Consider the following 12,724-nt stretch of genomic DNA (forward strand, 5'->3'; position numbering starts at 1 on the left):
TTAACAAAGGTACACAGCGGTTTGCTATGAACAATTACACAAATCAAATAAATCATTGCGAAATTCAAACAATCTCGCCCATTCACATTAAAATTCTAAACATTCAGAGCCTGTTTAAATTTTAGCAGAATTTATTCGTATGTCAGTCTGTCCAAAGGACTCCTATGGAGAGCGTAGTCGAAGCCCCATTTTTTGACTTATTAAAAGCATTTCTACTCCGCTCAGCGTGACAGAAATATTAGATAAGTAAAATAATTGTATTAAATTAAACAGGCTCTCACTTTAAACAAAAATATTTATTTATAGCTACAAACTTCGTAAGTATAAAAACTTGGCCACACCAATATAACATTTACATTCTTCTATATTTCGCCCCTTACTATTCTTTATCACACTGATTTACAAGTAGTGGCAAGAAATAACTTTTACCATCCATCAAAATTTCCGATATTTGTATCATTTGGAAGTCGTTATTAAATTCAAATCCCGACATTTCCTTCCTCGCTAAAACAAGTGGGGCTTAATAAACGTTATGACAAACACAAATAAATCTGTAATTTTGAGCCATGTATAATAAAAGTGATATTGAATTAAAGGTAGCGGAATTTTTATTACAGATAAAAGCAATCAAATTACAACCAAACAACCCTTTTACCTGGGCATCAGGTTGGAAATCGCCAATTTATTGCGATAACAGAATTACCCTTTCTCACCCTCAGGTTAGAACTTACATCCGTCAGAAACTTGCACAGGCCATTCAGGAAGAGTTTGGTTCGGTAGATGTTATTGCTGGTGTTGCAACCGCTGGAATCCCTCAAGGTGTTTTAGTAGCTCAAGAACTTGGTTTACCTTTTATCTACGTAAGAGCAAAGGCTAAAGAACATGGCACTGGAAGTTTAATTGAAGGCGAAGTGGTAGAAGGTCAACGTGTGGTGGTTATCGAAGATTTAATTTCAACCGGAAAAAGCAGTTTACAAGCTGTTGATGCGTTAAGGGCTGCAGGTTTATCGGTAGCTGGCTTAGCGGCAATTTTCACTTACGGTTTCGAAAAAGCAGATGAAAATTTCGCAGCTGCAAAATGTCGTTACTTAACCTTATCAAACTATGGTGCTTTAATCGATTATGCTGCCGAGCACAGCATTATTGCCAAAAGTGATATGGAATTATTAGGTAAATGGCGTTTAAACCCTTCAGAATGGGGACAAGGACAAGTTTTGAGTTCGGAGTCTTAAGTTTTGAGTAAAAAACAAAAATCTATAAAAAATATATAATGACTGTTATTGAAAGCGCAGTGGAGGTGAATAAACCAGTTGCAGAGGTTTATGCATTTCTATCCGATATGAACAATCATCAGCAACTGATGCCAGAAAATATTTACAACTGGGAATCTACCGAAGATGATGCACGGTTTACCATCCAAAATATGGCAAAATTGGCCATTAAGATTTCGAACCGTATCGAAAATCAGGAAATAACAGCAATTCCGAGTGAAAAAGCACCTTTCGATGTAGAGTTAAAGTGGACTGTAGCAGATAACGGAAACGGAACAACTATAGCTAAACACATTATCTCAGCTGATCTGAACATGATGATGAAAATGTTGGCATCTGGTCCCCTACAAAAACTGGCCGATCACCAAACGGAAAAACTGAAAGAAATATTGGGATAAAAGTGATTGCACAGATAAAAAAGACGAGTTAGACCTCGTCTTTTTTTATGCGTAAAAATTCTATTGTGTTCTCTTATCAGCACATTATTTTAATACCTTAGTTTTCGAATAACCTTTAAACTATGAACCTCAGATTTCTTCAGGTAACTGCTTTATTTTTTGCCCTTGCTCCTATTTCCAAAACACTTGCTCAATCGCTTACCGCCTTAAAAACCGAATATTTAGTTAACCCGATCGGCTTAGATAATCCAAATCCACGTTTTACATGGCAAATGAACGATGCCGGTCAGGGAGCCAAACAAACAGCCTACCGCGTTCTGGTAGATACCGATTCGGCTTCACTTGTTAAAACCAATACAAAACTTTGGAATACAGGCTGGGTTAAATCAGATGATAATCTAGTTATTTATTCGGGCCAGCCACTAAAACCTTTTACTAAATATTTTTGGAGGGTTGATATTGCTGATGGAAACCAAAAGAAATCAAACAAAGTGTATATCGCCAGCTTTGAAACCGGCATAATGAAAATGGAAAACTGGCAGGGTGCATGGATTTCGGATAGTGAAAATACCAAGCTTAAGCCTGCACCCTATTTCCGGAATACCTTTGCGACGATTAAAAAAATCAGATCGGCCAGGGCTTACATCGCTGCAGCTGGCTTGTACGAACTCTCCATCAACGGCAAAAAAATTGGCAACCACCGCATGGACCCGATGTATACCCGTTTTGATAGACGAACGTTATACGTTACCTACGATGTAACCAAGGCCATCAACAAAGGCAAAAATGCTATTGGCGTACTACTGGGCAATGGTTGGTACAACCACCAATCGACAGCAGTTTGGTATTTCGACCGTGCTCCCTGGCGCAACAGGCCAACTTTTTGTCTTGATGTACGCATTACTTACGAAGATGGCACAACCGAAACCATTAAATCGAGTAAAGAATGGAAAACAGCTTTAAGCCCGATTATTTTTAATAGTATTTATACAGCCGAGCATTACGATGCCCGCCTGGAAAAAGCAGGCTGGAACACGCCAGATTTTGACGATACAGATTGGAAAAGTGTAATGTACCGTTCTGCACCATCTAAAAATATTGTTGCACAGGCCATGCACCCTATCCGTAATGTTGAAGAAATAGCAAGCAAAAGTTTAAGAAAGTTTAATGATACCACTTATCTTTTCGATCTGGGCAGAAATATTTCGGGCGTAAGCAAAATCACAGTAAGCGGACCTGCCGGAACTGTTATAAAACTGAAACACGGCGAGCGTTTATATACCAACGGACACGTAGACATCTCCAATATTGATGCCCATTACCGGCCAACTGATAATACTGATCCATTTCAGACCGATATCCTGATTTTAAACGGAAAAGGTGAACAAAGTTTTATGCCGCATTTCAATTATAAGGGTTTTCAATATGTAGAAGTGAGTAGCTCCGCTCCCATACAATTGAAAAAAGAAGATCTGGTAGGCTATTTTATGCATAGTGATGTTCCAGTTGTTGGTGATGTTAAATCTTCAGAGCCGATCATCAATAAAATCTATTACGCCACCAATAATTCTTACTTATCCAATCTTTTTGGTTACCCTACAGATTGCCCGCAGAGAGAGAAAAACGGATGGACAGGCGATGCACAGATTGCCATAGAAACAGGTCTTTATGGTTTTGACGGCATTACTATTTACGAAAAATGGCTCGCCGATCATCGCGATGAACAACAGCCAAATGGTGTTTTACCTTCAATTATCCCTACCGATGGCTGGGGTTATGAATGGGGCAATGGACCCGATTGGACCAGTACAATTGCCATTATTCCATGGAATGTTTACCTGTTTTACGGAGACAAAAAACTACTTGCCGATTGTTACGGAAATATCAGAAAATATGTTAACCATATTGACGAAACTTACCCGACAGGTTTAACCACCTGGGGTTTGGGCGACTGGATTCCGGTGAAATCAAAATCTCCCGTAGAGCTTACTTCCACCTGTTATTATTATGCTGATGTGGTTATTTTGGCCAAGGCGGCAAAAATTTTAGGTAAAAACGATGATTATGAAAAGTACATGGCGCTGGCTAAAAAAATTAAAGATGCTTTTAATGCCAAGTACTTAAATAAAGAAAAAGGGATTTATGCTTCTGGCGTACAAACCGAAATGAGCGTTCCGCTTTATTGGAAAATTGTTCCGGAAGAATCGATTGCTTTAGTTGCCGAAAATTTGGCTAAACGTGTAGAAGCCGATGGTTTCCACTTGGACGTGGGATTATTGGGCACCAAAGCCATCTTAAATGCGCTGAGCGAAAATGGCTACAGCGATATAGCTTATAAAGTTGCCGCTCAAAAAACCTATCCAAGCTGGGGCTGGTGGATGGAAAACGGAGCCACCACTTTATACGAGAACTGGCCCATTGATGCAAAATCGGATATATCGATGAACCACATTATGTTCGGAGAAATTGGTGCCTGGTTATACAAATCGCCAGGTGGTATTAAGCCAGATGAAAAACAACCAGGCTTCAAGCATATAATTTTAGATCCGCATATTATGGCAGGGCTTGATAGCTTCGAAGCCAGCCACATCGGTCCTTATGGGAAAATTACCAGTGCCTGGAAAAGAATTAATAATGGAATCAGGTATGACATTACCATTCCGGCAAATTCTACAGCTACAATTAGCCTACCGCTTACGCGCGGCATGGATAATTATGTAAATGGTAAAATAAACAACATTGGCAAAATAGATTTAGCAGCCGGTAAATATGTAATTGAGCAAAAAACGAAAAATTAATCAAAATCCTGAATGCCGTCATTTCGAGCGAAGTGCAACGAAGTCGAGAAATCTAAAAGATAGATCTCTCCATTCCACTGTGCTTCAGTCGAGATGACGAATTTAGTTTAAAACCTGCGAGTTCTAATAAACCTATTTCATACTACTTAGCTGCACTCAGGCGACTTAGGTGGTCAATATTATTTAGAAAAGCAGGGTTCGGCGCTTTTAGGCTATGAAAGCCCTGCTATCCCTCCAAGTCCTCACTCATTCTTCGCTCCGGGCTTTCCGTTCTATCAGGTTTATAAATAATGGTTCTGCATTTCGAAGCACTGTTCCAAACCTCGCCAGGTCTTACTTCGGTAAATACCGCGTTAAGGATTGTAAGGGTTCAGTACCGATCCTTCATCGGTACCGCAGCGAAGCGGAGCCCTGAAAAGCCTGACCCTTTCCCGTATTTCGCGGGATTGGGTAACGCCCAAATCAGTTAAAGCTTATAATCCCATATAAGACTTCGATAGTTTAAAGATTCTTCACCGCGTTCAGAATGACAACAACCAATATCACGACAAATTTTCAGCACAAATAACTAATTATCAGCAATTTAGTCATTAAAAACAAAATCTTACCGACAAAATTTCCGATTGTAAAATCAAAATTGCTGTGGCATTTGTTTTGACTTAAACGGGAATATGAACTTCAACAATTTTACTATAAAAGCCCAGGAAGCAGTTCAACAGGCTTCTGAAATAGCCCAAGGCAATCAGCAACAGGCTATTGAAACGGCACACCTGCTTAAAGGTTTGCTTACTGTTGATGAAAACGTGGTTTCTTATGTTTTAAAGAAACTGAACGTTAACTTAAATTCACTGAATCAAAACTTAGATGCAGAGATTGCAAAGTTCCCGAAAGTGAGCGGAAGCAATGTCTATCTGTCATCTAATGCCAATAGCGCCCTGCAGAAAGCGCAAACATTTTTAAAAGAGTTTAAAGATGAATTTGTGTCTGTAGAACATTTATTATTAGGCATCTTAGCCGTTAACGATAGCACTTCGAAATTATTAAAAGAACAGGGCGTTAACGAAAAAGACCTTAAAAAAGCCATTGTAGAATTGCGTGGGGATAACCGCGTAACCGATCAAAACGCCGAAGCAACTTATCAGGCCTTAAGCAAATATGCAAGAAATTTAAACGAATATGCTGAGAGCGGAAAGCTCGATCCTGTGATTGGCCGCGATGAAGAAATCCGTCGTGTGATCCAGATTTTATCACGTAGAACCAAGAACAACCCGATTTTAATTGGTGAGCCAGGTGTAGGTAAAACAGCCATTGCAGAGGGAATTGCTTTTAGGATTATTAAAGGCGATGTACCTGAGAACCTGAAAAGCAAAGTGGTTTATTCCCTTGATATGGGTTCGCTTATTGCAGGTGCAAAATATAAAGGTGAGTTCGAAGAACGTTTAAAAGCTGTGGTTAAAGAAGTTACCCAGAGCGATGGCGAAATCGTATTGTTTATTGATGAGATCCATACTTTGGTAGGCGCTGGTGGTGGCGAAGGCGCAATGGATGCGGCGAACATTTTAAAACCTGCCCTCGCCCGTGGAGAATTGCGTGCCATTGGTGCAACAACTTTAGATGAATATCAAAAATATTTAGAAAAGGATAAAGCACTAGAACGTCGTTTCCAAAAGGTGATGGTTGAAGAACCTGATACCCAGGATGCCATTTCGATCCTCCGTGGATTGAAAGAGCGTTACGAAACCCACCATAAGGTAAGGATTAAAGATGAAGCGATTATTGCAGCTGTAGAAATGAGTCAGCGGTATATTTCAGACCGTTTCTTGCCAGATAAAGCGATCGATTTAATGGACGAGGCTGCATCGAAGTTGCGTATGGAGATGGACAGCGTGCCTGAAAATGTGGATGCTTTAGACCGTGAAATCATGCGTTTAGAAATCGAACGCGAAGCCATTAAACGTGAAAAAGACGACAGAAAGGTTAAAGAACTATCAGAAGAAATTGCAAACCTTTCAGCCGAGCGTGATGAATTTAAAGCCAAATGGCAAGGTGAAAAAGATCTGGTAGATGCGGTAAACAACGAGTTAGAGCAGATTGAGCACTATAAGTTAGAAGCCGAACAAGCTGAACGTGCAGGCGATTACGGTAAAGTGGCCGAAATCCGTTACGGAAAAATTAAAGAAGCCCAGGATAAAGTTGAAAAGCTTAAAGCCGATTTGGAAAGCCAGCAAAGCGATAGCCGTATGCTTAAGGAAGAAGTTACAGCCGATGATATTGCAGGCGTAGTTGGCCGCTGGACAGGCATTCCGGTAACCAAACTAATTGCCAGCGAGCGCGAAAAATTACTTCATTTAGAAGAAGAATTACACCAGCGTGTGGCTGGGCAGGATGAAGCAATCGAAGCCATTTCTGATGCGATCCGTCGCTCGCGTGCAGGCTTGCAGGATAAACGCAAACCAATTGGCTCTTTCATCTTTTTAGGTACAACCGGGGTAGGTAAAACCGAGCTTGCGAAAGCATTGGCAGAATTTTTATTCAATGATGAAAATGCGTTAACACGCATCGATATGAGTGAATATCAGGAACGTCATGCCGTTTCACGTTTAATTGGAGCGCCTCCGGGATATGTTGGTTATGATGAAGGCGGACAGTTAACCGAAGCCGTTAGGCGTAAACCTTATTCGGTAGTATTGCTTGATGAGATTGAAAAAGCACATCCTGATGTATTTAATATCCTGTTACAGGTATTAGATGATGGACGTTTAACCGATAACAAAGGCAGAACGGTGAATTTTAAAAATACCATCATCATCATGACCTCAAACATTGGTGCGCATTTAATTCAGGATAATTTTAAAAATTTAAGCGATGAAAACCGCGAGGAGATAATTGCAAAAACCAAAAACGAATTGTTCGAGGTATTAAAACAGACTATTCGCCCGGAGTTTTTGAACAGGATTGACGAGCTGATTATGTTTACACCGTTAAACCGCAGCGAAATCAGAAATATTGTAAGCTTGCAGTTTAAACATGTACAGCAAACACTGGCCGAAATGGGTATCGAAATGGAAGCCAGTGATGAAGCTTTAGATTGGTTGGCACAATTGGGTTACGATCCACAGTTTGGTGCCAGACCATTAAAAAGGGTTATCCAAAAAAGAATCTTAAATGAGTTGTCGAAAGAGATATTGGCGGGTAAGATAGATAAAGACAGCAAAATTAAACTGGATATGTTCGATCATAATTTTGTGTTCCTGAACCAAAATGCTGATTAATTCATTCCAGATCAAATCCCACAGATTAATTTCTGTGGGATTTTTTGTTTAAAATGCCCCCTATTAAAAGTAACTAACATGACAGTTCGTTTTCTTGTTTTTTGTTTCAATAATGATTATTATTGATTACACACAAAAACATAAATAAAATGAAACCTAAATTAATCATCATGGCGCTGTTATGCGCCGTCAGTTGGCATTGCTATGCCCAAACTGAAAAAGGAACCGGCTTTGCCGGAATCAGTCTAAGTTTTGGAACTTCAAAACAAAACAACACATCACAAAGCCTAAACACTTTTACCGCTACACCTCGGGGAGGCTACTTTTTGGCCAATAATTTAGCTATAGGTTTAGAGCTTCCCTTAAATCTTTCCAAACTACGTGGTGAAAGTTATATTTCTTGGGATGAAGAAGATGGAAGATATGAAGACCGCTATGGTCCAAAAGAATTTAGCTTCGGCATATCTCCTTTCATACGGAAATATGTGGATGTTAAAAATCGGTTTAAGTTTTTTGCCCAGGCCAATTTGCTGCTCCAGATTAACACATTCAATAGAATTGACGATGAGGGTTATCTTATCCGTACCGATGCGCGTGCAAAAGGCTTTGGAGCAAGTTTAAGTCCCGGTTTTGCCTATATGCTTTCTAGCGATTCGAGTATCGACTTTTCGTTTCCCATTTTAAGTTTTTTTCATCAAAATTATTATGCGGAAGAATCGCTGTACAACTTTGATAAAAAAAATAACTTGAGGTTGGCACTCGATAACTTTACCCCTACTTTCACAATCAATATTCACTTCTAACTTAACATCTCATGAAAAATATATTCAGCAAAATTTTAAGCATAACAGGCATAAGCTTGTTAGTTCTTTTAAGCTTTTCCAATCAAGCAAATGCTCAACGCTTTCGTGGCAAAATAGAATATTACAGCAGTGTATTCCCTTCTGAGGATGGAAAAATCAAATCTATTAATGGTACAAAAATTGAATATTATAATTCGGTTTTTAAATCGGAAGATGGAAAAGTAAAAACAATAGGCGATAAAAGAGTGGAATACTATAATAGTGTATTCCCTTCTGAGGATGGAAAAATCAAATCTATTGATGGTATTAAAATCGAATATTATAATTCGTTTTTTAAATCGGAAGATGGAAAAATTAAATCAATTGGTAGTATCAAATTTGAGTACAATAACACTGGTTCTCAAAAAAGTGATGGTAAAGTAAAATCAATCCGTAATGAAAATGATGATTCCGAATCGGAAGACGCATTAGACACCTATTACTTTATTGAAAGACTCAATTGTCAATAATTTACAATCTGATAAACCATGGAATCCGGGCTAATATTTAGACTGGATTTTTTTATTTACTGATCTCCAATGATTTAAGAACAAATCAACTAAATAATTAGTTTTTATGCTTTTTTTATTTTATTATTGAATACACAAAAACACAAATGAAATGAAAAAACAATTATTAGTTACGGCTATGGCCGTGGGTATCTCCCTATGCGGTTTCGCGCAAACAAAAGGAACAAACGCTTTAAGCTTTGGCGTTAATTCTAGCACAAACAAGAGTAGCGGAAACAACTACGAAACCAAATCAAAAAACAACTCTTTTACACTGGGTTATGGCTTTTTCTTTAAAGATAATGATAAGATTGGCTTAGACTTAACTTATGGATTAAATAAAAATAGTTCTGGAAATGCCAGTTCTCAGGAGCAGAAAAGCTATGGTGGAAACTTAAGCTATCAGCACTACTTCCCCCTTGTAAAAACTTTATTCGCTTATGCCGGTGGAAAAGCAGCCTATACTTATAGTAAGAGCGACAATTTATCTGACAGTAGTTATCCCCAAGTCTCAGGTTATAAATCAAACCAATATGCTATAGGGGCCTATGGTGGTATCACCTGGTTTGTATCAAAAAGATTCGCCCTAGAAACAAGTTTATTATCAGCAGATATTGTTTACAATAAAACAGAGCAAAATGAGATTAATGCGAATAACTATTTTACAAAAAATGAATATACATCATTCAATTTCAGCAGCCAGGGAGTTATCAATAACCTCGGCTTTAAGATCTATATCCTTTTTTAACCCCTCAACTTAAAATTTTGGCCCATCCTTTATAAAAGAGGATGGGCTTTTTTATTTCTTTTTCGTTTCAATATTCGGCAAGAATCCGGTTAATAAACCGATTAAAGGCAGAAATGCACAAACATTAAATACATATTCAATACTCGTAGAATCGGCAAGTTTCCCTAATAGCGCCGATCCAATCCCGCCCATGCCAAAGGCAAAGCCAAAAAACAAACCTGCAACCAAGCCAACTTTACCGGGGATCAGTTCCTGTGCATAAACCAGAATTGCTGAGAATGCTGATGCCAAAATCATCCCAATGGGAACGATAAGTACACCTACCCAAAACAGGTTGGCATGTGGCAGTAATAATGCAAATGGAGCAGTTCCTAATATTGAAGCCCAGATTACATATTTCCGCCCAATTTTATCGCCTATTGGTCCACCCAACAAGGTTCCGGCAGCTACCGAAAATAAGAACACAAATAAATAGATCTGCGAAGTTTGTACCGAAACATGAAATTTATCGATCAGATAAAAGGTGAAATAATTTGTCAAGCTCGCCATGTAGAAATATTTCGAGAAAATCAACAAGAGTAAAATACAAACAGAGAAGATCACCTTTGTTCTCGAAAATTGGTTCACAACAGTTTGAATATTGATCTTTTTACTTCGCGAAAGCATAAATCCCCTGTACCAATTGCCTACATAGGTTAAAATAATAATGGCCAAAAGTGCAATTACAGAAAACCAGATTACGCTGAATTGCCCGTAGGGAACAATGATCCAGGCGGCCAGCAACGGACCTAAAGAACTTCCCGCATTACCTCCTAACTGAAAAACAGATTGTGCCAATCCCCTCTTCCCGCCTGATGCGGCGTGTGCCATACGTGATGCCTCGGGATGAAATATAGAAGAACCTATCCCAATAAAACAAACGGACAATAATATGGTGTAAAAATGGGTCGATTGTGAAAGCGAAATTAAACCGATCAGGGTAAAGCCCATTCCTATAGCCAACGAGTATGGTTGAGGCTTTTTATCGGTATACAAACCTACAAATGGCTGTAATAATGATGCGGCCAATTGAAAGGTTAAGGTAATTAAACCAATTTGCGAAAAACTTAAATGATAACTGGTTTTGATGATAGGGTAAATTGCAGGGATTAACGATTGTATGGTATCATTAAGTAAATGCGAAAAACTTAAAGCGAAAAGTATCGGGAAAACGGTTTTTTCAATAATGGAAGTGGTTGTGCTATTCTCAGTCATAACGGTAAATTATACCGCCAAAAATAGTGATTATAAATTTTTAAACTAAACGATATGTCCTTGCAAAAACCAAACATTTTGATAAAGTTTTGGTTTTATAGCTATGGAAAAGAACAGAAAAATTGTTGGCTTATGTGGAAGTTTAAGAAAAGGATCGTACAATGCCATGCTGCTTAAAGTCGCAGGCGGTTTAGTCCCTGAAGGTATCCAGTTCGAAATGGTGACTTTTGATGACATTCCTATTTATAACGCAGACCTCGATTTACCAGAAACAGAACAAAGACCTGCAAGTGTATCAAAATTCAGAGATGCCCTGGCCAGTGCCGATGCTTTTATTATTGTTTCTCCTGAATACAACTATTCTATTCCGGGCGGATTAAAAAATGCCATCGACTGGGCGAGCCGTGGAAAAGATTCGCCCTTGATGCATAAACCAGTTGCCGTAATGGGCGCCACTCAGGGCATGTGGGGAACGGTTAGAATGCAAACAGCATTTTTACCTGTTTTTACCTTCCTGAATATGAACCCTGTTTTACAACCAGAAGTTTTAGTTGCCCAGGCTCAAAATAAATTCGATGCCGAAGGAAATCTAACCGACGAGAAAACCATCAGCATTATTAAAAAGAAAATAGAAAATTTAATTTCTGCCTGCAAGGTTTAATCCAAAAGCGCAACAGGTCCATCCCAAAAAACCTGACATTTTCGGTATTTTACAATCTGACATTTATACAAAAAAAGTCAGATTGTCAATCTGTCATGCCTAAAAAATTAATCAGTCGATTAATTTTTAGTCACACGAAAATAATATTGACTTAACACTAATTTTATATCTGTTTATCAATTAGACAGTTGCCAAAAAACTGATTTTTTGATGACGCAGGCAAAGTTGTTTGGCACAAGTGTTGACTTTTATTCAAATATAGTCAGAAATTAAAAAAGTAAAATTGACTATATTTTAATAACAAATAAATAATAAAAAAGATGAAAAAACTATTATTATCTTTAGTAGCAGTAGCAGGTTTAGTTTATGGTGCACAAGCACAAACTGAAAAAGGAAATTTTATGTTAGGTGGTAACGTAGGTGTAAATTCTACAAAAGTAGACGGTGCTCCAAAAGCAGATTTCAGCTTTAGCGTATTACCAAGTGTTGGTTATTTTATCAGCAACAATTTTGCGATCGGTACAGGTGTTGGTTACGAATACAATAAAACAGTTAGCGAGAAAACCCAAGATGGTGCTTTTAAAGTTGCCCCATTCGGACGTTACTATGTTGGTTTGTCTGACCAATTTAAATTCTTCGGACAATTATCAGTGCCATTGGCATTTGGCGAGTTAAAAGCAACTGATGCTAACGGCGACAATGCAGTTAAATTGGGAACTACTACCAAAATCAGTGTAGAACTTGCTCCAGGATTTGCGTTTTTCCCAACAAAAAGAATCGGTATCGAACTTTCGGTTAAAGGTTTAAGTTATGAAAACTATACTTTGAAAGCAGAAGGTACAGGTGCTAAATTAAAAACAAACACTTTCGGCTTAAACGCAGATACTTTCGCACCAAGATTAGGTGTTCAGTTCTACTTTTAATTAATTCTCCCTTAAGGGAAATTTAATAAATGACTTTTTTTCGAAGAG

At 38.4% G+C, this 12,724-nt stretch carries 11 protein-coding genes; 10 read left to right on the top strand and 1 reads right to left on the bottom strand.

The window, feature by feature from the left end:
- Positions 1 to 566: 566 nt before the first annotated feature.
- From pyrE to EYS08_RS09300, 8 genes are all read left to right on the top strand, one after another.
- Positions 567 to 1,232 (top strand): orotate phosphoribosyltransferase, encoded by a 666-nt coding sequence (gene pyrE, locus EYS08_RS09265; protein WP_108200214.1) that lies wholly within the window; start codon positions 567 to 569, stop codon positions 1,230 to 1,232.
- 38 nt (positions 1,233 to 1,270) lie between these two features.
- Positions 1,271 to 1,669: an SRPBCC family protein gene (locus EYS08_RS09270; protein ID WP_131029756.1), complete on the top strand. Its 399-nt coding sequence runs from the start codon at positions 1,271 to 1,273 to the stop codon at positions 1,667 to 1,669.
- Positions 1,670 to 1,791: 122 nt separating this feature from the next.
- Positions 1,792 to 4,467: an alpha-L-rhamnosidase gene (locus tag EYS08_RS09275; protein WP_131029757.1), complete on the top strand. Its 2,676-nt coding sequence runs from the start codon at positions 1,792 to 1,794 to the stop codon at positions 4,465 to 4,467.
- A gap of 290 nt (positions 4,468 to 4,757) precedes the next feature.
- Positions 4,758 to 4,937 (top strand): hypothetical protein, encoded by a 180-nt coding sequence (locus EYS08_RS09280; RefSeq protein ID WP_131029758.1) that lies wholly within the window; start codon positions 4,758 to 4,760, stop codon positions 4,935 to 4,937.
- Positions 4,938 to 5,138: 201 nt separating this feature from the next.
- Positions 5,139 to 7,739 carry an ATP-dependent chaperone ClpB gene (gene clpB, locus EYS08_RS09285; RefSeq protein ID WP_131029759.1) on the top strand — a complete coding sequence of 867 codons (2,601 nt, stop codon included), beginning with the start codon at positions 5,139 to 5,141 and terminating at the stop codon, positions 7,737 to 7,739.
- Positions 7,740 to 7,888: 149 nt separating this feature from the next.
- Entirely contained in the window at positions 7,889 to 8,542 is a 654-nt protein-coding gene (locus EYS08_RS09290; protein WP_131029760.1) for a hypothetical protein, read from the top strand.
- A gap of 11 nt (positions 8,543 to 8,553) precedes the next feature.
- The gene (locus tag EYS08_RS09295; RefSeq protein WP_131029761.1) at positions 8,554 to 9,051 is read left to right on the top strand and encodes a hypothetical protein; all 498 of its coding nucleotides are present in this window, start codon (positions 8,554 to 8,556) and stop codon (positions 9,049 to 9,051) included.
- Between the two features lie 151 nt (positions 9,052 to 9,202).
- The gene (locus tag EYS08_RS09300; protein WP_131029762.1) at positions 9,203 to 9,838 is read left to right on the top strand and encodes a hypothetical protein; all 636 of its coding nucleotides are present in this window, start codon (positions 9,203 to 9,205) and stop codon (positions 9,836 to 9,838) included.
- Positions 9,839 to 9,889: 51 nt separating this feature from the next.
- Here EYS08_RS09300 and EYS08_RS09305 read toward each other — a convergent pair whose 3' ends face one another.
- Positions 9,890 to 11,092 (bottom strand): MFS transporter, encoded by a 1,203-nt coding sequence (locus EYS08_RS09305; protein ID WP_131029763.1) that lies wholly within the window; start codon positions 11,090 to 11,092, stop codon positions 9,890 to 9,892.
- Between the two features lie 103 nt (positions 11,093 to 11,195).
- On the opposite strand from EYS08_RS09305, the gene EYS08_RS09310 reads away from it, so the two are divergent.
- Positions 11,196 to 11,753, top strand: a complete 558-nt coding sequence (locus EYS08_RS09310; protein ID WP_131029764.1) for an NADPH-dependent FMN reductase — start codon at positions 11,196 to 11,198, stop codon at positions 11,751 to 11,753.
- Between the two features lie 320 nt (positions 11,754 to 12,073).
- Positions 12,074 to 12,676: an outer membrane beta-barrel protein gene (locus tag EYS08_RS09315; RefSeq protein WP_131029765.1), complete on the top strand. Its 603-nt coding sequence runs from the start codon at positions 12,074 to 12,076 to the stop codon at positions 12,674 to 12,676.
- Positions 12,677 to 12,724: the final 48 nt, after the last annotated feature.

Source organism: Pedobacter kyonggii (genome assembly GCF_004310665.1).
In the GTDB taxonomy this organism is placed as follows: domain Bacteria; phylum Bacteroidota; class Bacteroidia; order Sphingobacteriales; family Sphingobacteriaceae; genus Pedobacter; species Pedobacter kyonggii.

Bases quoted from the DNA above. Each gene is read 5' to 3' on its own strand.
- EYS08_RS09295 (WP_131029761.1), top strand. From the start codon at position 8,554: ATGAAAAATATATTCAGCAAAATTTTAAGCATAACAGGCATAAGCTTG.
- EYS08_RS09280 (WP_131029758.1), top strand. From the start codon at position 4,758: ATGGTTCTGCATTTCGAAGCACTGTTCCAAACCTCGCCAGGTCTTACT.
- EYS08_RS09300 (WP_131029762.1), top strand. From the start codon at position 9,203: ATGAAAAAACAATTATTAGTTACGGCTATGGCCGTGGGTATCTCCCTA.
- EYS08_RS09270 (WP_131029756.1), top strand. From the start codon at position 1,271: ATGACTGTTATTGAAAGCGCAGTGGAGGTGAATAAACCAGTTGCAGAG.
- clpB (WP_131029759.1), top strand. From the start codon at position 5,139: ATGAACTTCAACAATTTTACTATAAAAGCCCAGGAAGCAGTTCAACAG.
- EYS08_RS09310 (WP_131029764.1), top strand. From the start codon at position 11,196: ATGGAAAAGAACAGAAAAATTGTTGGCTTATGTGGAAGTTTAAGAAAA.
- pyrE (WP_108200214.1), top strand. From the start codon at position 567: ATGTATAATAAAAGTGATATTGAATTAAAGGTAGCGGAATTTTTATTA.
- EYS08_RS09290 (WP_131029760.1), top strand. From the start codon at position 7,889: ATGAAACCTAAATTAATCATCATGGCGCTGTTATGCGCCGTCAGTTGG.
- EYS08_RS09275 (WP_131029757.1), top strand. From the start codon at position 1,792: ATGAACCTCAGATTTCTTCAGGTAACTGCTTTATTTTTTGCCCTTGCT.
- EYS08_RS09315 (WP_131029765.1), top strand. From the start codon at position 12,074: ATGAAAAAACTATTATTATCTTTAGTAGCAGTAGCAGGTTTAGTTTAT.
- EYS08_RS09305 (WP_131029763.1), bottom strand. From the start codon at position 11,092: ATGACTGAGAATAGCACAACCACTTCCATTATTGAAAAAACCGTTTTC.